Source organism: Hyphomonas sp. (genome assembly GCF_041398465.1).
Taxonomy (GTDB): domain Bacteria; phylum Pseudomonadota; class Alphaproteobacteria; order Caulobacterales; family Hyphomonadaceae; genus Hyphomonas.
The window spans coordinates 80,311-106,829 of the sequence record NZ_JAWKUS010000003.1; the positions used below are offsets into that span (position 1 = coordinate 80,311).

Annotated in this window: 14 protein-coding genes; 6 read left to right on the top strand and 8 right to left on the bottom strand. The window is 58.0% G+C overall.

The features are described from left to right. The first annotated feature begins 2 nt into the window (after window positions 1–2). From R3C98_RS10865 to R3C98_RS10875, 3 genes are all read left to right on the top strand, one after another. Entirely contained in the window at window positions 3–1,850 is a 1,848-nt protein-coding gene (locus R3C98_RS10865) for an autotransporter assembly complex family protein (RefSeq protein ID WP_371314110.1), read from the top strand. Beyond that, window positions 1,850–5,968: a translocation/assembly module TamB domain-containing protein gene (locus R3C98_RS10870; protein WP_371314111.1), complete on the top strand. Its 4,119-nt coding sequence runs from the start codon at window positions 1,850–1,852 to the stop codon at window positions 5,966–5,968. Before R3C98_RS10865 ends, R3C98_RS10870 begins: the two co-directional genes overlap by 1 nt. A gap of 265 nt (window positions 5,969–6,233) precedes the next feature. Continuing rightward, window positions 6,234–6,611 (top strand): helix-turn-helix domain-containing protein, encoded by a 378-nt coding sequence (locus tag R3C98_RS10875; RefSeq protein WP_371314112.1) that lies wholly within the window; start codon window positions 6,234–6,236, stop codon window positions 6,609–6,611. 45 nt (window positions 6,612–6,656) lie between these two features. On the opposite strand, the gene R3C98_RS10880 is transcribed toward R3C98_RS10875, so the two are convergent. Further along, window positions 6,657–7,646: a LysR family transcriptional regulator gene (locus tag R3C98_RS10880; RefSeq protein WP_371314113.1), complete on the bottom strand. Its 990-nt coding sequence runs from the start codon at window positions 7,644–7,646 to the stop codon at window positions 6,657–6,659. A gap of 341 nt (window positions 7,647–7,987) precedes the next feature. Between R3C98_RS10880 and R3C98_RS10885 the strand changes: the two genes are divergently transcribed. After that, window positions 7,988–9,151: a tyrosine-type recombinase/integrase gene (locus tag R3C98_RS10885; RefSeq protein WP_371314114.1), complete on the top strand. Its 1,164-nt coding sequence runs from the start codon at window positions 7,988–7,990 to the stop codon at window positions 9,149–9,151. Window positions 9,152–9,788: 637 nt separating this feature from the next. After that, the gene (locus R3C98_RS10890; protein WP_371314115.1) at window positions 9,789–11,156 is read left to right on the top strand and encodes a tyrosine-type recombinase/integrase; all 1,368 of its coding nucleotides are present in this window, start codon (window positions 9,789–9,791) and stop codon (window positions 11,154–11,156) included. 661 nt (window positions 11,157–11,817) lie between these two features. Here R3C98_RS10890 and R3C98_RS10895 read toward each other — a convergent pair. The 4 genes from R3C98_RS10895 to R3C98_RS10910 all read right to left on the bottom strand — a co-directional run bounded on the left by R3C98_RS10895 (window position 11,818) and on the right by R3C98_RS10910 (window position 16,655). Beyond that, window positions 11,818–11,973 carry a hypothetical protein gene (locus R3C98_RS10895; RefSeq protein ID WP_371314116.1) on the bottom strand — a complete coding sequence of 52 codons (156 nt, stop codon included), beginning with the start codon at window positions 11,971–11,973 and terminating at the stop codon, window positions 11,818–11,820. Window positions 11,974–12,011: 38 nt separating this feature from the next. Continuing rightward, entirely contained in the window at window positions 12,012–13,121 is a 1,110-nt protein-coding gene (locus R3C98_RS10900) for a PepSY-associated TM helix domain-containing protein (RefSeq protein WP_371314117.1), read from the bottom strand. 10 nt (window positions 13,122–13,131) lie between these two features. Beyond that, a complete protein-coding gene (locus R3C98_RS10905; RefSeq protein WP_371314118.1) occupies window positions 13,132–15,309 on the bottom strand; it encodes a TonB-dependent receptor in 2,178 nt (725 codons plus the stop codon). A 281-nt stretch (window positions 15,310–15,590) separates the two neighbouring features. Further along, window positions 15,591–16,655 (bottom strand): GGDEF domain-containing protein, encoded by a 1,065-nt coding sequence (locus tag R3C98_RS10910; protein WP_371314119.1) that lies wholly within the window; start codon window positions 16,653–16,655, stop codon window positions 15,591–15,593. 340 nt (window positions 16,656–16,995) lie between these two features. Here R3C98_RS10910 and R3C98_RS10915 point away from each other — a divergent pair, with 340 nt between their 5' ends. Continuing rightward, window positions 16,996–17,610, top strand: a complete 615-nt coding sequence (locus R3C98_RS10915; RefSeq protein WP_371314120.1) for a MarR family transcriptional regulator — start codon at window positions 16,996–16,998, stop codon at window positions 17,608–17,610. Window positions 17,611–18,051: 441 nt separating this feature from the next. Here R3C98_RS10915 and R3C98_RS10920 read toward each other — a convergent pair whose 3' ends face one another. From R3C98_RS10920 to R3C98_RS10930, 3 genes are all read right to left on the bottom strand, one after another. After that, the gene (locus R3C98_RS10920; RefSeq protein WP_371314121.1) at window positions 18,052–20,334 is read right to left on the bottom strand and encodes a hypothetical protein; all 2,283 of its coding nucleotides are present in this window, start codon (window positions 20,332–20,334) and stop codon (window positions 18,052–18,054) included. A 785-nt stretch (window positions 20,335–21,119) separates the two neighbouring features. Then, window positions 21,120–23,201, bottom strand: coding sequence for a putative bifunctional diguanylate cyclase/phosphodiesterase (locus tag R3C98_RS10925; protein WP_371314122.1), 2,082 nt, complete (start codon window positions 23,199–23,201; stop codon window positions 21,120–21,122). 866 nt (window positions 23,202–24,067) lie between these two features. Beyond that, on the bottom strand, window positions 24,068–26,407 hold the full coding sequence (locus R3C98_RS10930) for a putative bifunctional diguanylate cyclase/phosphodiesterase (RefSeq protein WP_371314123.1): 2,340 nt from the start codon (window positions 26,405–26,407) through the stop codon (window positions 24,068–24,070). Window positions 26,408–26,519 lie beyond the last annotated feature (112 nt).

The window sequence follows — 26,519 nt, forward strand, 5'->3', positions numbered from 1 at the left end:
GCATGGTTAAATCGATGCCCGGCCGTCACTTGCCTTCCCGCCCGCGTCAGAAGGGTTCGGGTCTTGCCCGCGGTGCTGCCAGCCTTGCGCTGGCGGGCACACTGTCGGCGTGCACGCTGCTGGGCGGAAATGGTGCGAATGGCGGTATTTCCGGCACCGTTTACGCGCCCGCCTCGCTGGATGGCGTACCGGACAATCTCGCCCCCCGCGCGAATGAAATCCTGCAGACCTACCAGTCCCCCCCCGCCTCCATTCTCGAAGCACGCCGCCGCGCGGACCGGGCCGCTGAAACGATCGAGGAATTCCTGTCATCGGAAGGCTATCTCGCCGCCAGCGCCGTGCCTCAGCGCATCGACACCGCCGCGACGACGCCGAAGATCGAAATCACACCCGGCGACCGGTTCCGCATCGCTTCTGTCACGGTGGCGATCGATGGTGAGCTTGACCCTGACACCGCCAACGAAATCGACCGTGCGAAGAAAGGCCTGCTGATCGGCGGGCCAGCGCACACCAGTTCCATAGAGCGGATGGACACCGTACTGGTGAACCATCTGAAGGAAGCCGGGTACGCCTTCGCCACGAGCGCCGACATCGATGTGCTGGCATCCCGCGCAGATACCTCTGTCGAAGTGACCTACACGCTGAGCCCCGGACCGCGGGTGAAGCTTGGCGAACTGGTCCTGCCGGACGATATCAAGACCCGCCCCTCCGCCATGCGCGTAATGCAGACCTGGAAGACGGGCGACTACTACGCGCCCGAGAAGATCCGGACACTGAGAACACGTTTGCGCTCCACCGGCCTCTATGAGGGGATCGGCATCGAAGTTGCCGAAACGCCCGACGCCGACGGCACTCACGCCGTTGAGCTGTTGCTGGCAGAATCCAAGCCACGCTCTGTCGGTATCGGCGCCTCCCTGTCGACGACCGAAGGCGCCGGCATCGATGCCTTCTGGGAGAAGCGCAATATCACCGGCCGCGGCGACACCGTTCGCTTCGAAGGCGCCGTTGCCAATATCAGCCGCAACCTGACTGCCCGCTACGAACTGCCAAACATCGGCCGCTATGGCCGGACGCTGGATGCGGAGATCGGCGCCCGCCAGCAGGAGACGGATGCTTACGACCTGACCGGTCTGAAGACCGGCGCGACACTCTCCCAGCCGTTCAACAAGAATTTCACCATCTCAGCCGGCGCCTATGTCGACCTGACCCGCACGGTTGAATACGAGCTGACACGCTCCGGCCCGTCCGATCCGATTGACCAGGTCACCTTCTTCACGCCGCTCAGCGCGACCTACAACACCGTCAAAAACACGCTGGACCCGCAGGATGGCAATCGCGTGCTCCTGACGCTGGAACCAAGTATTTCCACGGGCACCGTGAACGCGGTCTACACCCGCTACCTCACCAATGCGACGACCTATCATTCGTTTACGGACAGCCTGCTGGCTGCCGCGCGCGTGGAAGCCGGCGGGTTCCTTGGCGATACGGATGTGCCGGCAGACCGCCTCTTCTTCGCGGGCGGCGGCGGCACCGTGCGCGGCTATTCCTACCAGTCGCTCTCTCCGACAAACCTTGACGGCGATTATGTCGGCGGTGAAGCGCTGTTCGACGCCTCGCTGGAGCTGCGCTGGCGCAAGTCCAAGCGCTGGGGCTATGTCGCCTTCGTGGACTCAGGCGCGGCGGCTGCAGATTTCGGCGAAGTCTTCGGCGACCTGCGCAGCGCCTTCGGCCTCGGCGTACGCTACTATCCGGGCTTCGGCCCGATCCGCCTCGACATCGCGACACCCATCAGCCCACGTGAGGGCGACGATCCGGTGCAGATCTACATTTCCATCGGGCAGGCCTTCTGATGCCAGCCCTGAAGCCGCTTCTCACCCCGATCCGCAAACACAAGTGGGTGTCAGCTGCAGCGACCCTGCTGCTCATTGTCCTGATCGCCGCCATCTCGGCCCGGCTCTGGATCACCAGCGATGGCGGACGCGCCTGGCTGCTTTCACAGATCGATGGCCGCAAGGCAGGCGCCTATGGCACGATCGATGCCGAAGGCCTGTCAGGCGACCCGCTGGGCAGGATGCACCTGCGCCGCCTCGCCGTGCGCGATGCGAACGGAGACTGGGTCGTGGCCCAAAACGTGTCAGTGGACTGGGCGCCGATGGCGCTGGTCTCCGGCCTTGTCGACGTGAAAGCCCTCTCTGCCGGCGAGCTTAACTTCATCCGGCGCCCCGTCACCGAGAAGCAACCGCCATCGAGCGGCGACGGCGGCGACATCCGCATCAAGCTCCGCAGCCTGACCATTCCTGACCTTGCCTTCCAGGAAGGGTTCGCCGGACCGGAAGCCCATTTCAATGTCACCGGCCGGTACGACCAGGCCGGGCGTACACTCGCGGCGCGCCTCGATGCCTCACCGCGCGACACCGGAAATGACCGGTTCCTGATCGACCTTCGCCGCAATGCGACCGGCCCCTTCAGTCTCGATGCCGACATCAATGGCGCGCCGGGCGGTGTGATCGCAAATCTGATCGGCCTCGAAACCGGCACAGGCGTCACGCTGAAGGCGTCTGCTTCCGGCACGCCGGACACCGCCACGGGCGAGGCGACGCTGACCATCGGCGACCAGCCGGCCGCAACCGCGAGGCTGAAGATCAAGGACAAGCGCCTGACGGCCGATGCGGACCTCGACGCTACGCGCCTGCCCATGCTGGGCGGCCAGGTTGTGTCGCTGGTCGGTAACACGGCAAGCGTCCGCCTCGAAAGCACGACCGGGCTGCGGGAAGCGCCGTTCGGCGTGGAGACTTCGCTGCGCGCGGGCTCGCTGTCCGTCCGCGGCAAGGTCGACACGCGCAACTGGTCTCTGACCGAAGCTGCCGATCTGGACGTGGAAGTGACGGACCTCCAGCCGCTCCTCGGCGAGCCGGGCAAGCTCTCATTCATCGGCACAGCGGCAAAAGACCGGAAAGACTGGCTGCTGCAGGGCAAGGCCGCGCTGCAAGTAAGCGGCGAGAACGCCCTGCCGTTCGAACGCGCCGCAGGACCGGTCAAAGTCAGCATCGGCCAGCCGAACATCGGCTTCACGGGCGACCTGAAACTCACGCGCCTGCTGGGCCGCGTCAGCGCCGCCGCACCGCTGTTTGGCGAGACAACCGCCCTGCATGCCGAGGGCCGCTATGACCGCACCGCGCAGCAAATCGTGCTCGACAAGACCGACGCGATCCTCGCCACCGGCCACGCCGGCGTGACCGGCACCATCGATCTGGCTGAAAACAGGCTGGACCTTTCCGGTTCACTCGCCACGGCGCTGGACCCGCTACCCGGCGGAGTGCGCGGCCAGCTGAGTGGCCCGTTCACCGTGACTGGCGCCCTTGCCCGCCCGGCGATTGACTTCAGCCTCGCCGCCAGGGATCTGGCCGGCCTGCCGGATCCGCTTGTGCAACTGACGGGCACGGCGCCGGCGCTCAAGGCATCGCTCCAGGTCAAATCGGGCGCGCTCGGAATTTCCTCCGCGCGGCTCGCTGGCCAGCGCGCGGTCGTGACCGCATCCGGTAACTGGGCGTGGTCTGGCAACAGCGATGTGCGGGCCTCGCTCACACAGTCAGCACCGGTCACCGCTGGTGGCTGGGAAGTCACGCTTGGTCATGCGCAAGTCCAGCTTGGTGGGCGCTCAGGCGCGCTTCGTTATGGCATCGTCACCTCCGGCGGCACCGCCACAGGCGCCGGGCGGCAGGTGGATGACCTCGCCCTGACGGCCAAGCTGACCGACACCCGGGGCCGCATCACGGGCCCGCTCACCCTGCGCGCCAATGTGGATGGCGAACCCCTGTCCGCCGATGCGAACCTCGTCCGCGCGGATGGAGTGACACAAGTCGCAGACCTGACCGGCGCCCTCGGCCCCGGCACATTCACAGGCGCCGTATCCATCGCAGATTCCGGCGATCTTTCGGGCGACATCAATGTCGACGGCACGGCCCTCTCCTGGAGCAGCGGCGAAGCCCGCGAGGCCAAAGGCACGATCCAATTCGAACGCAAGGGCGCTGACCCGTTCGCCCTGAAAGCCGACCTGACCGTGACGGATCTCGCCCTCGGCCCGGGCCGCGCGTTGCTGTTCGACAAGGCGACCGCCACACTGCGCAACGCGCCGGAAGGCTACGACATCCGCGCCCGGCTGATCTCCGAAGTCCCGTCCTACCCGACCGACCTGACCTTCATCGCCTCCGCCAGCTTCGGCGCTCCGGCCGCAACCGGCATGTTCGAACTGTCCGGCACGGCGCTGGGTGAGCCCATAAACACAGCAGCGCCGGCCCATTGGCGGCTTGGCGACGCGCCGGAACTCGACGCGGACGTCTCACTGCTGAGCGGCCGCATCAAGGCTGGCCTGACGGGAGGCGGTGACGACACCCGCCTCATCTTCGATGCCACCGGCGTTGATCTCAGCCCCGTGCTCGCGCTGTTCGAGACCACAACCAATCGTACACGCATGGAAGGCCACGGCGACCTGCGCGTCTTCGGCACGGATCCGTCCGGCACCATTCATGTCGTTGCGGCGAGCGATGTGCCGGGACTGGATTCCTCGTTCATGATGAACCTCGACGGCACACTGGCCCCCAGCGGCCTCTCGGTCGATCTGCGAAGCGATTATGGCGGCCGGCTGATCCTGAAGGGCGACGCAGACATTCCGGTAACCGCCAAGGCCGGCAAGCTTGTAGCGCTGCACCGTACCGCGCCCTTGAAAGGCCAAGCCAGCCTGGCAGGCGACCTCGCCGTATTGCGCACCGCGGCGCTCGCCTTTGGTCATGATGTCAGCGGCACAGTCGACGCATTGGCCAATCTCTCCGGAACACTTGAGGCGCCGGCCTATAAAGCCAACGCCAGTCTCCGCGACGGCACCTACGAACTCGGAAGCATGGGCTTCCAGCTCTCCGGCATCACCGCCGACGCCAATTATGACGGCGATGCTCTCAGCGTGAGCGGCAAGGCCGGCGCACCAGGCGGCGGCACTTTCTCGCTCGAAGGCCGCCTCGCACCCGACAACACGGACCTCGAAGCCGACTTCCGGAACCTGCTGCTGTTCAACCGCGATGGCGACAATGCCCGCGGCTCGGGCAAGCTCGTCCTGGCCGACAGCGTGGACGCCCGCAGCCTGACAGGCGAAGTCACCATTACCCAGGCCCGGTACTCGCTGGACAACCTGCCCTCTTCTCGCCCCCATGCGATCGACGTGCGCTGGACCGATGATCCCCCCGCCGAAGCGGAAGCCAGCCAACTGCGCCGGACATTGGCACTGGACATCGCCATCAATGCCGACCGCCGGGTCTATGTGACCGGCCGTGGGCTCGACAGCGAATGGCGGGCGGATCTGAAGCTCACGGGCACGCCAGCCACGCCGCGGCTCAACGGTACAACCACGCTCGTCCGTGGCGACCTGGACCTCGCGGGCCGGCCCTTCGTCTTCGATACCGGCAAGATCACGTTCGACGGTCCCGTGAACCGGGCCCAGATCAATTTGTCCGCCGAGCGGTCTGTGAACGACTTCGATGTGCGGGTGAATGTAACCGGCTCACCCGTCAAACCGGTCATAGAGCTCTCCAGTTCGCCGGACCTGCCACAGGACGAAATCCTGTCGCGGCTCCTCTTCGGACGCTCTTCCATGGATCTCTCGGCTCTGGAGGCGGCACAGCTTGCCAGTACCATTGCCCGGTTGTCCGGAAATTCCACCGGATTCGACCCCGTGAGCGAGTTCCAGGCGGCCCTTGGCCTGGATCGATTCTCGATCGGAACATCGGAAACTGGCAGCGCCGAAATCGGTGTTGGTCAATATCTGAGCGATGATGTGTATCTGGAGCTGAAATCAGCAGGTGCGGAAGGCAGCTCGGTCGAGGTCGAGTGGCAGCCCAGACCGCAGGTTTCCGTAACGTCAGAGACGAGTGCCACCGGAGACAGCAAGGTCTCCATCCGGTGGAAAAAGGACTACTGACCCGCCGCTGAAAAGCCCTTGTATGACAGCAACTTATACAAGAATCACCCTTACAGTTGGCGCACCGGCACCCCAAGCGATAATTCCTGTTATTTTAGGCCTCTAGAGTACCTGTACATGCCTACTCAAAGAATGTAATATTCGCTATCGAATAGCGTCGGGTGGGTAGTGTTTCAAAATTTTAATAAGCGCCGGATTTGCTTCCACACCCTAAGAGCGAAAAGCTTGCTATCCCATAATCCGTAAACTTCTGAGGATAATGGACGTGCCAGCTCGCCGACAGACTACTTCCCGCGCCCCGACCGCAATCGACCAGATGGTTGGCGAGAAAATCCGAAAACTTCGCCTCGACAGAAACATGACACTTGCCGAGCTCGGCTCGGAACTCGGCATCTCTCACCAGCAGCTACAGAAGTATGAAACCGGCACCAACCGGCTGAGCGCCGGCATGCTGTCGAACGTCGCCGACGTGCTGCGCGTCGATATCACCGATCTGTTCGAAGACACGACCGCCAACAAGGGCAACGCCCCCGATCCGCTGGAAAAGGCGCGTAACGAGTGCCACTCTTGGATCAACCGCGCCAACTCCGTTGAAAAGCTCGGCGCCATGGCCCGCGTGCTGAAGGCCCTGTCGGCAGACTGATCCTGCCCGGTCGCAACGATCCAGTCGTCCGGCTTTCAGGCGCGCCTAGAAAGACCGGGCGATTTGCGATTCTGCGCCATGTTTCACCTGGTCCGGATGGACAAACGCGTCCCGGAACCAGGCCACCCTGCGCTCATCGAATATGGTCCAGAGCCAATCCAGCACGGCCTGGCCATGCGGCAGCCGGCGCACACGCTCTGTATAGGTGAGCCAGAACTGGATCGGCGCGATTTCCGGCAGGTTCAGCGGCTTCACGCGCTTGTCGACCTCCCCGATATAGGACGGCAGCACGGCTATCCCGCCCCCACTCGCGCAGACCTCGATCATCGCCGCCGCGGAATTCGTGACCAGCGAATAGTCGATCATCTTCTTCAGTTCAGCGACGCGCGGCGCCCAGCGCTCGATCTGGTGCACGTAGCCTTCGTGGAGGATGGTCTTGTAGCGATAATATTCGAACAGGCTGTTCGGCAGCTCACTGTACTGTTCCAGATACGACTCTGACGCGAAGCTCATATAGTGCAACACACCAAGCTTCCGGCCGATGATCTCCGGCGATTTCGGCTCGGTGAACTGAATCGCGATATCTGCCTCGCCTTCCAGCAGGTCCGGTACGGAATCCACGACCCGCATCCGTAGCTGGACCCTTGGATTTGCTGCCTGGAAGTCCGGCAAGCGCGGCGCGATCCAGTAAGGCCCCAGGCCATCGCCGGTCGCCAGCACAATACGCCCTTCGACGTCGCGGTCACGGTTTCCGGCATGCTCGAACACCTCGCCAACGGATTCTGCCATGGCATGAATGTGGCTCAGCGCGATGCGGCCGGCATCCGTCAGCTCCACGCCGCGCGTCGTGCGCACGAGCAGGACCGTGTTCAGGTCCTTTTCCAGCTGGTCGATCTTGCGGCCGATTGTCGGCGCGGATTCCTGCAACCGGTGGGCGGCGGCGTTCATGCTTCCGAGTTCCGCAACGATACGGAACACACGCATGTTATCCCAGTCCATCCGCTCGGTCATTATAATGCCATCGGGCTCGCTCACGCTCTTCACCTCTACCCCGTCAGATGAACAACTACACAGGTAACATGCTACCAGCGCAATACTTTGGCGCAGGCGCTGGGGTAATTGACTTCAGGATGCTGGAAATCCCTGCATGGTGCCGGCTGCAGGACTCGAACCCGCGACCCTCTGATTACAAAACCCTTTGAAGCCATGTTTCATGCGGTTTCAATGCGTTCCAATTCTCCAATAAATACAATTCACTATGGACGGTCTCCCGTTCATTCCGTAGCATCTTGTTGCGTCGAATTTCATCGATTTTGGAACCCCAGTGGAACCCCACAGGAACCCCAAATCGACGATCATGAAGGGAGATTTGTACAATGTCGCGCGTCAGAATTACCGATCGCACACTGTCCAAACAGCATGACATTCCTGCCGACCAAAAACGGATCGAGCTGTGGGACAACGTCCTACCGGGCTTTGGCGTCCGCGTCACGGGTCGAGGTGTGAAGAGCTACTTCGTGGTGACCCGCCTCGGCCGACAAAAGATCCGAGTGACCCTTGGCAAGTACCCTGCACTCCCGCTTGCCGATGCGAGGGACAAGGCGCGCGAAGTCCTGGAAAGCGCAATGGGCGGCATCGATCCAAGGAGCAAGGCCCCGACCGCGCCCAAAACCATCGAGGCACTTATTGAAGAGTTCGAGCGCCGACATTTGCCGAGCCTGAAGCCTAAAACACAAATGCAATACCGCAATGCGTTGAAGAACTTCGCCAAGCGCTTCAAGGGACGCGACCCCGTCACCATCAACAAGCGCGAAGTGCGTGCCATGCTCGATGATATGGTCGACGACGGCACGCCTATCCATGCGAACCGAAATCTCGCCGTCGTCCGAAAACTCTTCAACTGGGCAGTTGAGCGAGGCGTCATGGATATGAGTCCGTGTTACGGCTTGAAAGCACCCTCGAAGGAAAAGCAGCGGACGCGGTTTCTCTCGATGGCCGAAATCAAGTCGCTCTGGTCGGCCCTAGATACCGTTCACCCGATCCAGGCTGCCTTCGTCAAAACCCTGCTCCTTACCGGACAACGCCGAGAGACGGTTGCGACCATGCGGCGATCGAATATCGAGAGTGGCGTCTGGACGATCCCCAGGGAGAAGATGAAAGGTGACCGAACACATTCGATACCCCTTCCGAACCAGCTTATCGAGCTGATCAATGATCTTCCCCGCCAGGGAGACGAAGACATCGTCTTCACACATGATGGACGAAGCACATTTTCGGGGTACTCGAAACTGAAACAGCGCCTCGACGAAGCCGCCCCGATGGACGAATGGCGCTATCACGACCTGCGCAGAACAGCCGGAACGCATATTGCCAGACTTGGTTTCCAGAGGCTGGTCGTCTCAAAGATACTTGGGCACGTGGAAAGCGGTGTGACACAGATCTATGAACTGCATTCGTACGACGAGGAAAAGAAAGCCGCGCTGCAAGCTTGGGCGGACGAGGTGTTCCAGTACTGTAGAGCCACTCTACCTAGCGAGTGATAGTGCTCGACGGAGGTCGCGACCACATTCCCAAGCTGACGACGAGGGTTCGATTCCCTTCACCCGCTCCAAATTTATGTCTTTATATTCAATGCGGTGGAGATCATTCCGCCCAGCAAAACAATGTCACACTCCCTCCAGCTAGAAACCAGCTAGAAAGGTGTCGATACGCATGAACATTTTCCGAAGTGCTGCATGAACCAATCGGAACCGAAGGCTGTGAAGGAAAACGATTTGAACTTCAGCAGCCCAACACAATTCGCACCGACGCAACCGAACCGCATATAAGACGCGTACGGATTATGATGTCAGCACGGAAGTGACGGGTATGATCTCGAAATCGAAACCATTCTGGCAAGGCGCAAGACTTGAGGTACTTATCTATCGCTGGACCAGAGGGTCGTAGGTTCGAATCCTATCGCTCCGACCATCCCCTCCTCAGGCTTAAGAACCTGAATTTGTTGGGAATAATCCTGTAAATTCAAGCCCCACAAGCGCGCGCCGTATCTGGTCGCTCTTGGGCTATATCGGACAAAAACGGACAGAATCCGACGTCCCGAGGTGGCTTATTGGTGGCTCAGGAATGGCACATAGCTTGAAAGCCACCGTCTTCAGACCCGAAGGACACGAGACGGACATGGCTATCAACAGGCTCAAACTCACTCAGACGAACGTTCAGCGCCTGATCAGAGCGCACGGCGGAACAAAAAAAGAGCGCCACTGGGATACCGAAGTGCCGAGACTCTTTCTTGCGATCACACCGAACGGCAGTGCGGCCTACAAGCTCCAGATCGTGAAACCGGACGGCGGCAAGACAGACGCCAAGCTCATTTCAGTGGATGATGGTTCCCCCGAGATCGCCCGCGCTCTGGCGACGAAAGAACTGGGCCGTATGGCGCTGGGAGACGCCGACCCGGTCGCCCGCCGCCGGGCAAAGAAGGAGGAGGCAAAACGGGAAGCCGCTGCGACGTTTGCCGCCCTGGCGAACCGCTTCATGGCCTCCCCGGAGAAGTCTCCTCCCAGCATCAAACAACGCACCTATGATGAACGGGAGAGACTGCTGCGAGTTCATATTTTGCCTCAACTGGGCGAAGTGCCGTTCAGAAAGATTACCAGACCTCGTGTCCGGGAACTGGTCAGGCAAATTCAAGCTGAAGCGGCAAAACATCCGCGGGCCCAGGAAGGGAGCAATCCCGGCGCAAGGCTCGCCAATGAGTGTCAGGGCGTTATCCGGGCAGTATTCAACTGGGCCATCGAAGAAGAACTCGTCGAGGTGAATCCGGCGTCTTTCCGCAAGCTTTTCCGGGACACACCGGACAAGCGCCCCCAAATGCCAGAAGAAGCCCTGAAACTCATGTGGAATTCGTTGAGGTCCAACATGGGGCGTGACGAGGATCGCAACAGCTGGACATCTGCTCTCGCAATCATGTTGCACGCAGTGACCCTTCAACGGCCCGCAGAAATCGTCGCGGCCCGGCGCGAACAGTTCGATTGGACGCCGGGACAAGAGACGTGGCGAATACCGGCAAGCCAGACAAAAACGAACGAGACCTATGAAGTCCCCCTGTCCCCTCTCGCCGCTGCGCTGTTTCTCGAAGCCCTGGCAAAACACAACCAAGCCTGGGTGTTCCCGAACCAGGTCAATGACGACCACATTCGTCACGATGGACCTAAGCAGCGTTGGATACGCGTCCGAAACAAGCTCGTGAAACAATCGAAGGAAAACGCAGAATCCTGTCCGGTTGAGGGCGTACAGCTATATGACTGCCGTCGCCTTGGGCGCACGCTTATGGTACGCGAGCTGGGGGTTTCCCCAACAATTGCTGAAGCATGTATCAACCACGCACCGGACCGGTCGATGCAGAGTCGCTATGATGTGGGCAACAATGTTGATGAAATCCGTCGGGCTATGAACTTGTGGGGGAAACACGTTGGAAATCTCGTTGGTGACAACCCGATGGCCGACGCAATCAATCATTCAGCGACGAACTTGAAAGCAGGCTAATATGGAATTGCCGTACCAAGAGGTTTCCAAAGCTTACGACGAGGGTTCGATTCCCTTCACCCGCTCTAATTTTCTTCAATTAACTCAACATGTTATTTAATTCCTAGCTTCTCGAAAGCATGTGCACGGCGTTCCAGCTAGAAGAATGGATCCATCCATCAGTGTTATTGGGAATGACACGACGTCCTGATTGTTCAGAACTGCGGCTGGTCAACTGCAACTGTGTAGGAACGTTGCCCGTCCCGATGGCCAAGACTCGCGATACGGAAACTTCAGATAACGTCCCAGTTCGTTAGAAATACAAAGCTCCCAGAGCGCGCACTCCGCCGTCCCTTTATGGTAGCATTTGGGTTCGATCCCGGACCGCCGATTACAAAAATGCGGAAGGAAAAGTCGCTCAATAACAATCTCTACAATTACAAGGCTTTAGAGTTTTTTCGCAATCACAGAAGTCCTGAAAAATACATAAAAAACCCGAATTTGCGCGCCAGTTGCGCGCCAGTGAGCTATGCAAATTTGTTTGAATCCTGCTTCAAACTCGTCAGTATGGCGATCAATTCCTGCACCTCATTCGAACTGTACCTGACCGCCGAAAGAGAACGGTAAAGCCGTATTCCACCAGATCGACCACTCGCAAGCGCGGGAGCAAGCGTGAAGCGCTTCAACGCTGTTTCATGAATAGAAAGCCGAGAGCAAACAAGCTGCTTCCAGCCGCAAGCGCGGAAAGCGCATCTGGCCAGCCTTGAAACAACAACGCCAAAACGAGTCCGGATAGGCTGATCGTGAACACGAGCGCCGGGAAGGCGAAGATCATCATGAGACCACGCCGCTCAGGGACGTTCGGGTCTGACGGCCTCACGACAACACCTCCCGACTATACCGTTTGCCTCGTGCCAGCCAGAGATAGATTCCGCTGCCGAGCACGATCAGCGTGACGAGATCCAGTGCGGCCCACACCAGTTTCAGGAGCACGCCGCCATAGTCTCCAAAGTGCAGCGGCCGCGACAAGGACAAAGCCTTTGCATACCATGGCATGTGGCGCAGGCCAGCCACCTCACCGGTGCCGGCATGGATCAGGACCGGCGCAATGATGTGCTCGGTGACAGCGGTGTTTCCGTGCAGGAACACCGCATAGTGTGCCTCGGTCGAAAAACCGCTGCCCGGAAAAGCAACGAATTGTAGCGTCATCTCCGGAGCTGCCAAAACGGCAGCATTCACCGCCTCATCGAGAGAGGCAGTTGCCTCCCCTGCCGGTACGCTTTCATTCTCCGCGACAAGGTCTGCCAGCTCTGCGGCGCGCCAGGTGTCGATGATCGGCTGTTCGAGCGTGTTCACGACACCGGTCAGGCCAACAACCAGCACCCAGGCAGTCGTCACAATGCCAAGCAGGTTGTGATAGTCGAGCCACCTCACCCGCACTGACTGTTTCCGGCGAACTGTACCGAAATCTAGTTTCCGCATGAATGGAGCATAGAGCACGACGCCTGACACAATTGCGAACACGAAAAGTGTGCCCATCGCGCCAAGGAACAACATGCCCGGCAGGCCGAGGAACATGTCCGTATGCAGCTGCAACAGGAACTCCATCACGCTTTCGCCGGCATCTGCCGGTGGCACGAGATCACCGCTGGTCAGGTCGAACGAGGCAAAATGCATTTCGTTACCCGGCACGTCTGCACGGGCACCGGTGGTGACATTGACGACCGGCCGGTCAATGTCAAAGCTCATGAATATGGGTACTTCGCCGGGCCGGTTCTCGATTGCCGCCGCCAGGACGTCATCAAGGTCAAGATGCATCCCGCCGGGATTGGCAGGCTCCCACGTCGCGGGGTTCAGGGCGGCATCAATCTCGTCATGAAAGATCAACGGCAACCCCGTCAGGCACAGCATGAACAGGAACGCCGTGCAGATGAGGCTGGTCCATTTATGGATCCAGCCCCAAGCACGGATGGTGGAAGCGCGCATTCCGTCTCCCTCAGAAGTCGATCGAGGCCGACATCATGAAGGTGCGCGGATTGCCCAGAATGAGATAGTTCGCCCCCGGATACCCACCGGTCGATGCCCAATAGGCCTCATCGGTCAGGTTTTCGATGCGTGCACGCAGTGTCAGCGCCTGATCTGCGACGTCCAGGGTGTAACGTGCGCCAATATCGACCCGCGTCCAGCTGTCGAGCGCCGTTGCATTGGCCGCGTCGACATATTGTTCACCGGTGAACACAATACGGCCGTCCAGCGTCAGACCCACCAGCATCGGCACATCCCATTCACCGTTCAGGGTTGCCTGGAGCTCCGGAACACCAATCGGTGAATTGCCCTGGTTCACACCGCCTTCCGTACGGGAGAGTTCGGAATCCAGTAGGGTCGCCCCGCCGATCAGGCGGACGCCCTCTACAGGCTCACCAAACACGGTCACTTCGATACCAGAATTCTCCTGCTCGCCCGATGCACTGAACACCTGGTTTGCAACAATGGCATTTGGCCGGGTCAGCTGAAACAGCGCGACCGTCGCACCGAAATCGCCGCCATCGTATTTCACACCGGCTTCGATCTGCTCACCTGTGAACGGTTCCAGCACTTCGCCGGCATTCAGGATCGTAACGCCGCCACTGGTCGCCGGCGCGATCTGACCGGGCTGGAGACTCTCGGCATAGTTCCCGTACACGGATACATTCGGTGAAACCCTGTAAACAAGGCCCAGCGCCGGGGTCACCTTGTCGTCGGAATAGCCTGACAGGCGCGTGCCGGTATTGTAGTCGAAACTGGTCGTTTCAATGTCCTGCTGGCGCAGGCCAACCGTTGCAAGCAGGCGGCCATCCAACAAGGACATCGTGTCCGCGATGGCGATGGATTGGTTCGTCACCGCCTCGGTCTTCAGCGGATTGCCGAGATCACCGCCGATAAAGAAATCTGCTTCCGGCATCGCCACGTCGACCGGATTGTAGAGATCGGTTGCAAACGGGGTGAAGAAACTGGAGAAGGCATAGGCGTTCTTGGAGTCCAGCTGCACCTGCGAAGCGGAAACGACGACCTTATGGCCGACCGGACCGGTGTCGAACGCGGCGCTGAGGCCTGCATCCAGCGAGAGAACATCGTCTTCGCGGGTATTGTCGAAACGGTACGCCGTCAGGCTGCCGTCGGCCGCAGCGCTCGGGTTCGCCAGGATGTTCGCTTCTTCTCCGTTCCGGGCCCCCGCCCCGACCCATACAGTCACGGCATCGGTCACGTCATACTCACCGCGCACCACACCGAAGAGCTGTTGTTCATCTGTGTACGTCCATGGCTGCGCGAAGTTGCCGTCGGAGCCCGGGACAGCCGGTACGCCTGCCAGCGGAGTCACTTGCGGGCGAGGCGCATCGATGTGGTTGTCCTGGAAACCAATGTCAGCGGAAAAGCGGAAACCTTCGCCAGCATAATCAGTGCCGAGGGAATATGCGCCAAGGGAGCGTCGCTGGTCTTCGACAGAGGTTTCGCCATCACGCAGCACGGCGTTGAACCGGACACCCCAGGCGTCATCCGCGCCGAACCGCTCGCCGACATCCACTGCGGCATAGGACTGGCCACCGCTTTCCATGCCGATGGTCGCGCGGCGCACACCGTCTGCCGGAGCGCGTTTCAGAACAAGATTGATCGAGCCGCCAACACCGGAGCCTCCCGGCGCTGCACCGTTCACGAACGCATTTGCCCCCCGAAAGACTTCCACCCGCTCCACCAATTCCCCAGCCAGAAATTGACGCGGCAGGACACCAAATGCACCATTCAGCGTGATGTCGTCCGAATAGACCGGAAAGCCGCGCAACACGTAAACTTCCTGGAAGTTGCCAAAGCCTTTCGCAACGCGAACGACCGGGTCATTCTGAAGGACATCGCCGATGCTGTCGGCTTGTTGGGCCGACACCAGATCTGAAGTATAGGCTGTGCCGGAGAAAGGTGCGTCAAGGAAATCGAGATTTCCCAGCAGGCCCGCCCGGCCACCACGCGCAACCTGGCCACCGGAGTAGACTTCCGGAAGCTCGACCTGCGAAGTATCTGTTACAACAACAGTTTCGAGGACGCGCTCGCCGTCTTCGTCTCCTTGCTGCTGCGCGATTGCGCCCTGACCCAGCGCACTGATGGCCACGCCTGTTGCGAGAGTTTTCCAGAAGACCGATTTCACAGGTTCACCATTTGTTGAGAATGAGTTTCACCCGCTGAATAGGTGCAAATCATTCTCAGAACAAGCCAAACGCAACAGTTCGGCCTGCGTCGTCTTGGCGCAAGCAGAACGACAATTTGTTTCGCCCATTCAGCGGCGAGGTAAGTTGACGAAACCCAAGGACTGGCGGCCCAAGCGCACGCATGGTTCTCCGAATATACCAAGGGCGTCTTTGTCGAACGCCCATCGAACGCTCATCCGGAAGAACCTCGAAAGAGGTGCTTCGATAATCCTGCTTGTTTTCAGGGATTCTGCCGCCCCGGAACATCCCCAGCTGGCTCACTCAGGACCTGATTACGCCCGCCCGCCTTCGCATTGAAGAGGCAGGTATCGGCACGGCGGAACCAGTAGTCGGCTGTCTCCCCAGGCCTGTATTCTGCGACACCAATCGACAAGGTCACCCTGCCGATCACGTCTCCGCTATTACGAATGCGAAGCGGACGGCTACCCACGTCGCCCAAGAGCTGAGTCGCGATTTTTTCCGCTTCCCACGCCGTCATTCCAGGCATCACGAGGACGAACTCCTCACCGCCAAATCGAGCGGCAAGCCACCCCGGTCTGGCAAGGCTTCTCAACTTCGCTGCGACGAAGCGGATCACATGGTCCCCGACATCATGCCCCCAGCGGTCGTTCACGCGCTTGAAATGGTCGATATCGCAGACAAAAAGGCTTAACGCAGCCTCGCCCCCTTGTGCATCGGCGACAAAGCCCAACAGCTTCGTATCCAGCATACGCCGGTTCGCGAGACCGGTCAGCCCATCCGTCAATGCCGCCGTCCTGGCAGCTTCGAGGTCTGCCGTGAGGCGCTCCACCTGATCCAGGGAATGGTTCAGGGCGATCGCCAACTGGGCATTGTTCTGGGCGATTGTATTTGTTTTCGCTGCGATTTCCGTCAACATCTCCTCGAAATCAGTCACACTGCGTGTGGACCTGACTTTCTCGATCGATTTCCTGAGACCATCTGCATAATGCGCCGTTTCAGCGCCGGTTTTGCGGATACTGGTCGAGACATCGGAAAGCTCTGCTGCGAACGCTTCGCTCGCGTCGACGATACGCATGGATAGTCTGGTGTCGGTGAAATATTTTTCGAACAGCCCGGCATTTACATCTTCAGTGAAGGCATGCCCATCAGCCATGAGGCGTTTGATCTCACGGCAAAGGTCGGGGTGCTCTTCCGCTTTAAAGGTCGCCCAGATCTCGTAATTTTCCGGATGGGTCGGAATATCAAATTGAGCCAGCATCTCTAGCGTGTCTCGCGCGATGGAACGTCCGTGCTCACCGCGATACGTCTTGAACCGGTCAGACATCTGCTGGTGCCCCATCGTGCGAGCCCTTCCGTACGAATACCAACTGGTGCTTCTCGGTTCGTCGGACGCACAACCAGTCGAGCGGCGAACAGAAAAATGGACCACCCGCCCTTCTCAAAAGGCTGCCAGGTTAAATCAACTCCAATTTTGACGTTCAGTTCTGTGGTGTTTTTGGCAGCCGTCCCCTTACCTCCATGCCACCGGCAAGATAGCATCCGGTCGTGCCAAATTTGTCTTCTGGTCATTTGAATTCACTTAGATACAGGAACAGCTGACGTATTTCGAATATGGGTAGGGGGAGTGGAAAATTGTGTGTTTAGGCCATCGGGAATTGGCGAACATGCTCAGCCAGGAACTCGGCGTGAGCGTTTTCACAACTGAATATGATATCCTGATACTGCTCCACGAGGCGGGCGAAGCATCGTTCACAGATCTATATTTCCATCTGCAAACGTCAGGCTCAACTATTGGCAGGAAACTCGGCCGGCTCCGTGACAAGGGGCTGATAAAGTCCCGCCTCAATGAAACCGATCTGCGCAGGCGAAAATTCGTCCTGCCGGACAATGTACGAAAATTCCTGGACACAGAACTGGCCTATTTCAGCTCCTGGGAAATTCCCGAGGCCGAGCCAAGGGACAAGGCCTTGAGTCTGGTGAAAAATCTCAAGCGAGACCTTGGCGTCGAAGTCCTCGCTCAGAAATACAAATTGATCATAGGCTGTTACAGCCAGAATGGCCCGAGCGCCTCCGCCTTGCTGGAATTCGCGGCTATTTCTCAGGGGAGTTTCTTCACCAGGCTCAAAGAGCTGCAGGAGAATGGGCCGATCCATTCCGTCAAGGAAACTGACGATCAGCGAAAATCCAGGATTTACCTGTCCGAACATGTGGCCGGGGCGGTCGCATACGCGCACGCTGAAATGTACAAATGGGCTTCCCGAACACTGCCTTCGATCTGATGGGGCGGAAACATCTATGGTGACTGTTCTGAATGATGCCCTGCCGATTGATCCTGTGAAGTCATGAACGGCTACCATCAAATTTCAGATTTTATTGGTGCCCAAACGTACACATTCCAAATAAAATACAAATTGTGCCCGTCGTGACGGACCACCCGCGATTCCCGGAAATCATCTTGCCAGCCCAATTCTTGTTGAGACTTATACACAGGACTGACAGCCAGCTGCCAAACCGCCTCAGGGCGGGGCCTCCTGACTGCAAGGCCCGATCACGGCACGGGAGAAAAACCTGACATGACCAGGCGAATGCGCCGAGACTTGATGATCCAGGACGGTAAGCGCTCCCCGGAAAGAGAGAACAGTTATATTCGGTCCAAAGACAAGCGGACAAAACCAATCGGCCGTCAGAGGTTTCGCGTAGACCGCGGTCGAAATAGCTCCTTACCGGTGTCCGAGTCGGCGGCTGACATCGGCATAATAGGCAATCATGCCCTGCTCCAGCTGCCTGATCTCGTCGCTGTCGCACGCGCTTTGCCTCATCGCTTTGTCCAGACCATCAATCAACCTGTTGGTTTTCTGGTCATTCACCAGCCAGTCCATGAAGCGAGCATCTGCCGTTCGCACGTCGGACCGCCACAGAGTCCTGAAATGCGGCTCCAGCGAGGCGGGTACCCTGTATTGATCCCGCGTCGTCCAATTGGTGACCCGGGAGATTTCATATCCATAGGCATCCTGTGTGACTGTCGACATGCTGGAAGTCACCTCAAAGACCGGATCTGTTTTCTTGAGACATTTTGGCCAGGCCTCCTGATAGTTCAGCAGGTAGGTGCCGAACGCGCCGTGAATGGCCGACAAGTTGGCCAGCTCCCGCTCGAAAGCTGGCCCTGCAGCCGGGTTCATCATGGAGAGGCTGGCGCCGGCAAGGGCGATCATCGGGCGATAGCCACGCGTGTAGTGCGCATCGAGTTCCCGCAAACGGGACATGTCCCGGTTGACGAGGGCATTGAGGTAATCGCCGCCGTCCAGCCGGCGGAATGGCGCCTCATCGGCGAGCCGTTCATCAAGCGTTTGAGCGATTTTCCGAACATTCCCATGCCCGAGATCATCCCCGTAGAAGTAGCGGCTCTCGAACCTTATCAATGCATCCGCGCCTGACAGCTCGCCAAGTTCCTTCTGCAAAGCACCCGAAAGACGTTTCTGCAGGTTTTGCCTGACCCGCCTGACATCCGCCCAGCCATCCTGCAGCTTTCCGATTTCCAGAAGTTCGCCATAGAGCAGGTCCATGTCCTGTGCGAATTTCACTTGCGTTGCCAATTGTTCAAGTGACCGCTCACTTTTGTCAGTACGCTGAAATGCAGCCTGCTTAAGTGCCGCGGCAAAATCCTTGGCCATTTCGTCCGTGCGAGCCTCGAAGTGCTTGCCGATTCCACGGCAGACCGCCGGCCTGCTCAGAGGACACAAATCATCAGCACCTGTCTGAGACGCCCAGGCGAGCATGTATTCGGCGTCGCTGACATTATTGGCGTCCCGGACAAATTTTTCACTTGCTGGTTTCAGATAGGCATCGAGTTTTGCCTGGACTTCCGCAAGAAAGGCCTCGTCCTCATTTGCATGGCTACGTGAGACTTCAATTAGAAGGTCAAACCGGTCTTTGTAGCGGTCATAGAAGGCCAGCATTTCGGCGCGGTTTGCTTCTGCCTGCAGGACATTTCTGCGGTGCGCGATGTCTTGGTTCAACTGACTGAGATTGTGCCCATACTGGCTGATCCCGATGCCGCGCCACATGGTATCGAGCCTTTTGAGTTGCTCGACAGTCATGGGGACATCGCTTTGCAATTTATCCGACCGTATCTCGACCCAACGGTCGGCCACCTCACTTCCAAATTTCCACAGGAGATGATCCTGATGTGGCTGGCCTAATCCGACCATATAAGCGAGCTGATTGGTCTTTTGTCCCTGAATGCGGTCTTCCGGCCGGCAGGCGCCGCGCAACAGGCTGGCATTCTTCTTTAACTTGTCAGGGGCAACTATTTGATAAGGAGCACCGAAGGCTTTCCTGAAAGTGTCAGTGTAGAAAATATCAAACTGTTCTACCGGACCGCGCCGTGTCTCCTGAAAGGTCAGGGTCTCATCCCGCCAGGCTGCCAATGCCCTGGGACACTTCCCCTCCGCCATGTCAGGATGCCAGCCTTCGAACGCCGCTGACAGCGCCGTAATCCTTGCCAGCGCGGCTCCTCCATTGCCATCACTTGCAAAGAATGCCTTTGCGCGCTGAGCACCTCTTCCATTCGTGCCAAGCTGCTGAGACGCTACGGCAACCGAACCGACATCGCTGACAGCCATGTCAAAGATCAACTCACCGCGCCGGTCTCCGGACTTTGTGGTGAGTGATAGAACGCCGATGGCAGGGTCATACTTCCCGTCCAACGGAATATCGGTCTCGGCATTGATCAGGTGTGGTGATGAGCCATTGAGAACTTCGATTCTGAGGAAACCTTGCACATCTGTCCCATCCACATCCAGGGCAAGCGTCGCTGGAAAAGGATTACGCGACTCCAGGATCAGGCCCGACCAGGACCGCGGCAGCTCGGTAACGGTCTTTTTCGAGAGAGAACGCTCTGTTTGACCTTCTGCCGTCGAACCTCCGCAGGCAGCAAGGACAATGAATAAAACCGCACAAACGACCGCGCAGAGCATGAAATGACCATTTACGCTTCGCGTCATTTGTTTCCCACTCCAAGCGTTTCGGGCTTTCCCTCTCGGCTTGCCCTGAGGTTGTCATAACACCTGATCCCGAGAATTTGAAAATGCACCCTTCCCGAGTTTGAAATCCAATTTTTGTTCAGGCCGGTTCATCCAGCGGCTTGTCCGCTACAACCAAGCCCGCAGCAGCCAGAGCCGCACCTGATGAGCCGGATCAAGGTAAGACGCCTTTCCGTCCCGGGAACCGCAGATGTATTAGAGAAAGTACAGCACGAACAAACAAGTATTCTGAACGACTGCACTTCGACAAAATTTCCTGCATCACACCAATTGGCAGGGAGAAACTTGGCTCTGGCGCGTAGGCGGAGTTTCGCACCTGTTGATCACCTGACAGGAAAACTGGGAGGCAGAGCCACTGCTTCCTCGCCTTCCCCCCGTGACCTTCGTGAAGGTTCGAGAACGGCTGGACTTTTCACGTGCGAACGCCAATCGCTCTTGTTGGCAGCCAGCGCTGGTCTGAAGCTTCCTGTCTCCACATCTTGTACGGCATCCCGCGAGATGTTGCAGACTGTCCAGGAAAGACTTCTACGACATTCGGGAGACAAAGGTCCAGATGGAGGGTTGCATGAGCGACCAAACCGGCCTCCGACGAATATGTTCTCTGATCTATCGACCGCCGGCAAAGCCTGACTATGCGATCTGAACAATCTTACTGGAGGGGCTGTGCATCCAATCGCAATGACCTCTTCGGGCCAGCGCGGTGCGTCCGGTCGCAACGTCTACAGAAACCCTCACAAACCTGACAGTCAGTTATGCGCCCACAATTTCTCTTCAGTCCTGACCATTTCCAATACAGCTGTGTGTGCAGATCTCGCGGGAACTTTGCGTTGCAGAAGTCCCGCTTCAATCAATGCCTGAGGCCCCATCGGCTTACCAAAGAGATAGCCCTGCAACTCTGTACACTGTTCTGCGATTAATACATCCATATGCTGCTGGCTTTCTACGCCTTCCGCAGTAGTCTTCATGCCGAGATCCTTGGCGAGATGAAGAACGGCGTGCACGATCGCACGGCACTCGTTGCTTGCTTCCATCTGCTGAACGAAGGATTTGTCGATCTTGATCTTGTCAAAAGGAAAGATCTGAAGCAACGCGAGGGAAGAATATCCGGTACCGAAATCATCCAGCGAGATCGTCACACCAAGACTGCGCAATGCCCGAAGCGTGGACAGAATTTCTTCGGTATCTTCTACAAGAGCTGTTTCGGTTATCTCGAAATCAACCCGCGCGGGATCGATTTCGAACTGGGCGAGTGCCTGCGCGACCGTTGCGACGATCGCCCCGCTCCTGGCTTGCAGCGGCGACAGGTTGATTGAAATACGGATTGACGTATCCCAGGTCGACGCCTCCCGCAACGCCTCCCGAATGATCCAGTCACCGACCACATTGATCATTCCAGCCTGTTCAAGAAGCGGAACGAAAAGGTCCGGGCTGACCGATCCGCGAACAGGATGATTCCAACGGATCAGCGTTTCAAATCCACCGATACGCCGGGACTGAGTGTGAAATAGCGGCTGGAAATTGAGTGCAAACTCATTGCGCTCCAGAGCATCTCGCAGGTCGTGCTCGAGGGCGACTGCCTTGGCAGTTTCAGCCATCATGCGCGGCTCGAATGCCCGGTGCGTGTTCCGGCCGGACTTTCTGGCCTCCAACAAGGCAAGATCTGCACACTTCAATAGCTCGGGTGCATGGAAAGAATGTTCAGGGCACAATGCAAAACCGAGACTGACGGTAGACTGAACTTTTACTCCATCGATGAAGACCGGCTTGCCAAGTTCGTACAGGATTTCGTCTGCAAGCGACTTGGCATCATTGCTAACTGCAGCATCATTTTGAAGAATGACAAAGCCGTCAGACCCAAGGCGGGCAACCATGTCATTTTGACCAACGAGTTTTTCCAGGCGCCGCGCGATGACCTGCAGGAAGGCATCGCCGATCGTGTGACCGAAGACATCATTGATCGTCTTGAACCGGTCGAGATCCAGCGAATGGAGCGCAAACGCTGGGGCTTCACCTTTGCTGGACGCGATGGTCTTGCCAATCGCCTCCAGAAGAAATTCCCTTTTCGGAAAGCCAGTCAGCGTATCGAAGTGTGCCAACTGGTAGATCTCTTTTTCCGCTTCATGTTTTTCCGTGATGTCGGAAGCGCCCCCCCGATACCCTTCGAACACACCGGATTCGCTGAAGACGGGCTTCGCCGACATCTGCCACCATCGCGTGGCCCCATTCAGATAAACGGGGGCGCAGAGATCGTTGAATTCATCCTGATGATCCAAGGCAGCGCGCATCTGGGACAGATCATCCTTCGCTTCCTGATGGTCTGCGTCGAAAAAACCAAGCAGAGGCTGACCTTCAAGCTGGGCAACAGTAAAACCGGTCCGCTCAGCAAGGGCGTCCGAGGCACGCACTAGCCGTCCTTCCGCATCAACTTCCCAAAGGCAATCCGAGACTGATTGTTCGAACTCATTGAGTAGCAGGCTGATGACGCTTTGTTTCTTTTCCAGCTCATTTGCCTGATCTCTCAGCCTCACCTGCTGGAGCCACGTCCTGACATAGTTCGCATGATTCCAGAAAAGCGCGCGTATCATGATAATGGTGAAACAGATCAGCACCGCGATCATGATCCATTTGTCTTGGTCTGTCCCAGACCGGAGAATTCCAATCACGGTTCCAAAAGACAGGGACACCACAAAGGGGATCGCGGCACTGGGCAGCGTGGACAATACGAATGCGGCGCCTGCCATCATTCCGGCACAGACGCAAAGAATCACTGTCGCTTCATAACCAGATGCCTGAGGCAGGAACAGGACCGGACATGCTGCCCAGGTCATTCCAAGCAATGCCGACTCCGTGATCGGACGGGAAAGCGCTTGCACCGACCGGGGCTTTGGCTGAGGCTTATGCTCGACAGCAACCACGTGGTCCGGACTCCCAACACTCCCATGACAACCATCAGGCCAGACCAGAATGGAAGTGAGGCGGAAGGATGGTGCCAGACCAGGATAGCGACCATGACAACGGAATTGAAGAGACTTGCGGTCAATCCAAATGGAAGCAACATACGATAAGTATGTAGCTGCATGCCTCGAATGAAGGCTGCATGCTCGCCATCCCGGTCGAAAACTTCGAAGAGATGCTCCGTTTGGCTAAGTCCAATTTGTTTAAACATTTTCCTGCGCCCCCCAAAGCCGCCGGTTCGTTCGGGTAACAAGCCCTCATGTGCCTTCACTTTAGTAACGAATGGTGGAAAAACAGGGCCAACCCGCCACGTATTTTCATGCAAATTTACTGTATTCTCACGAGGCGGTTTGTATCGTGCTTTTCGTGAGGCCTTGTTCCACAGCTTCAACATCGATGTGCAGGGACTTCGCATCTCGTGTGACGCAGTTCCAAGCACTGCCGAAGTCATCACAGACCACTGACAACTCCATTATCCGAACATTTACCGCGGATGCTCTCGCTGGATATCGGAGCTCTGTACGCCGTCATGCATCAGCACACCTTTGCATCCTGCCCCCGTTCCGGAAATCCGATGCAGCGGACAACGAACCTATGGCGCAGACCTGCCCGAACGCTCGATAACAAAGGTGCGCCTTGCCCGTTTCGAACGGCTGTTCTGACGCGCCCTTCCGCTCATAGGCAGGCGGTCATCTTAAAGACGCAAGAGGGAACGGGTTTGCCTGCGCCCAATTGATCTTTATGCAGACCACTCGACACCAGTTGCGACCGCAATAGTCGGTTTTGGTCGTCCCAGATAAAAGCCTTGCAGACTTGAGCAACCGGCAAAAGCAGCAAGGCGCGCCTGTTCTTCTGATTCTATTCCGACCGCGGTCAGCTCTATTCCAAGCGTTCGCGACAATCCTGAAATGAGGCCGGCCATCGCATAGGGCACTTGCCCGGCATCCCCTTGTTCAAGCAGGGAACGGTTGACCTTGATCCCGTCCGGCTTGAGTTCCCCAAGATGCGTCAGGGAGGCGTGCCCAGACCCGAACCCGTCCAGGACCAGTTTCACACCGAGTCCGCGCAGTTCCTCGAAGACCGGCTTCAGTGCCCCGATATTGCCACCGATCGAGACTTCAGGAATCTCGATTGTCAGACGCTGAGCAGGAAATCCTGTACGGCACAGAATGCGCACAACGGATGCGCTAAAACCGGGTGACAGAACCTCCGTCGCACAGAAATTGACATGCAGCTGTACTCCGCCCTGTGTCCCGGGACACAGGTTCACCGCCTGCAGACACGCCATCTCCAGCACATGCTGGCCAAATGCGATGATGTCACGGCTGTTTCGGGCACTCTCCATGAAGTCAGCAGGCGCAAGAAGACCAAACTTCGGATGGTTCCACCTGGCCAAGGCTTCAACACCGGCAAGTTTACGGGATTTGGCCTGAAAGATCGCCTGGAAAACGACTTCGATGTCTCTGTTGGCAATGGCACTGAGCAGGTCGCGGCGAAGCGCTGACTTTCTCTCAAACGCGCACACCATCTCGTCGTCCGGAATCACAACGGATCCGCCACCCCTAGCCTTGGCCTCGTAGACCGCCATATCTGCTCGTTCGAGTGTGTCCTGGAAAGGCTCATTTTCCAGCCTGAGCGCACTACCCATCGATGCTGTTATACTAAGTTCTGCCCCGGCATTCAGAATGGAGGCCCCGATCTTCAATGCAAGGCTTTCGCTGAGCTCCTGCAGACTCTGCCTGTCAATTACGCCTTCCACAATGCAGCAAAACTCATCGCCGCCAAGCCGAAAACCCTGAACGCTGATGCCTGGCCAATCAGCCGATGATATCTGATGGCCCACATGCCGGAGAATTTCATCGCCTGCAGAATGTCCATGGCGGTCATTGAGGTCCTTGAATTTATCGAGATCGATGTAAAGGATCGCGCCTGGGCGGCACTCGGACTCCCCACTCTTCAGGATACGGTCAAATGCATGCCTGTTGCCGAGCCCGGTCAGCAAATCCGAACTCGCCATCATTCTGAGCTGGCGCTCAGCGGTGGCTCTTTCCGTTACATCGCGCACAGTTCCCCGATAACCACAGAACCTGCCTTGCCGGTCAGTGACAGGATCTGCGCTGACTTCGACATAGCGCAGTTGGTCCTTGATTTTCAGGCTCGCTTTTATGTCGCGAAAGGCCTGATTCCGGCTGACGGCCTTGCGGAACTCAAAGCCATCTCCGGCCCAGTCGGATAGAAGGTCTTCCCAGTTTCGTCCAACCGCGTCTGCATACCCGAAAAAGTCAATCACTTCCCCATCGGGACCGATTTCGAAATGCCAGTCAGACGCCATACTGGCATAATGAGCATGACGATCGCGCTGGCTGGCTTCATCCAGAAGCGCCTTTTCCAGTTTGGAATAGGCCGTTTTCATCAGGTGCTGAGGAACGGACGAGGCTACAGCCAGCGCAACCGACAACACACTCAAGATCACGGCCGTGACCGCTGACTGGTCTTCACCTGCCGCATGGATCTGAAACGCCCCGCTGACCCCGACATATGCGAAAAGGAAAAGCACAAGACCGCCTGTATAGGCCGCACAGATGACAGGTCTCGTAAGCGCGCCCCATACGAGCGGGGTCGCCGATAGCAGTAGCAATGCCAGCCATGCGCCCTGCCCGTCCAGGACAACCATCGGAAACAGGTTGAGCGGCAGAATGATACAGACCAGAAACGCGCGCAAATTCGTATGCATGTCGCGTATCGCCAGATAAAGCGCGCTGAGGAGCACCAAGGCTGTCACGATATCAAGGTAGGTACCCGCGTTCAGGCCATAGTCTCCAGAGACAGACATGGCACCGATCGTGACAGCCATGACAAATAGCGCAGTCAGGGATGCAAACACGACGGTCCGACGCTGCAACGCGCGATACCCTCCAGGCGCTGGAACCGCTCCACGAGAAGAGTCTTTATTCAATGCTGCCATCTGGATGAACTCCTCACCGGCTGCTTCTAGCATGTCCTGGTTGGCGAACTCTTTGTCGGGAATGCTGAAATCCGGGACCTGGTTTAACCTATCGTCAACCAGGCCGGGCATCATCGCGCATTCCAGGCAATCACGGCAGGTGGATACTGTCCGCTTTGATGCAATTTTGGAGCATTAATCTTCAAATCAGGCTTCTATGCATTATTTATGATGCTCTAAAAACGCA

Coding starts and splice junctions, on each gene's coding strand:
- R3C98_RS10865 (WP_371314110.1), top strand. CDS start 3: ATGGTTAAATCGATGCCCGGCCGTCACTTGCCTTCCCGCCCGCGTCAG.
- R3C98_RS10870 (WP_371314111.1), top strand. CDS start 1,850: ATGCCAGCCCTGAAGCCGCTTCTCACCCCGATCCGCAAACACAAGTGG.
- R3C98_RS10885 (WP_371314114.1), top strand. CDS start 7,988: ATGTCGCGCGTCAGAATTACCGATCGCACACTGTCCAAACAGCATGAC.
- R3C98_RS10890 (WP_371314115.1), top strand. CDS start 9,789: ATGGCTATCAACAGGCTCAAACTCACTCAGACGAACGTTCAGCGCCTG.
- R3C98_RS10895 (WP_371314116.1), bottom strand. CDS start 11,973: ATGATGATCTTCGCCTTCCCGGCGCTCGTGTTCACGATCAGCCTATCC.
- R3C98_RS10900 (WP_371314117.1), bottom strand. CDS start 13,121: ATGCGCGCTTCCACCATCCGTGCTTGGGGCTGGATCCATAAATGGACC.
- R3C98_RS10910 (WP_371314119.1), bottom strand. CDS start 16,655: ATGTCTGACCGGTTCAAGACGTATCGCGGTGAGCACGGACGTTCCATC.
- R3C98_RS10915 (WP_371314120.1), top strand. CDS start 16,996: ATGCTCAGCCAGGAACTCGGCGTGAGCGTTTTCACAACTGAATATGAT.
- R3C98_RS10920 (WP_371314121.1), bottom strand. CDS start 20,334: ATGACGCGAAGCGTAAATGGTCATTTCATGCTCTGCGCGGTCGTTTGT.
- R3C98_RS10925 (WP_371314122.1), bottom strand. CDS start 23,201: ATGACCTGGGCAGCATGTCCGGTCCTGTTCCTGCCTCAGGCATCTGGT.
- R3C98_RS10930 (WP_371314123.1), bottom strand. CDS start 26,407: ATGATGCCCGGCCTGGTTGACGATAGGTTAAACCAGGTCCCGGATTTC.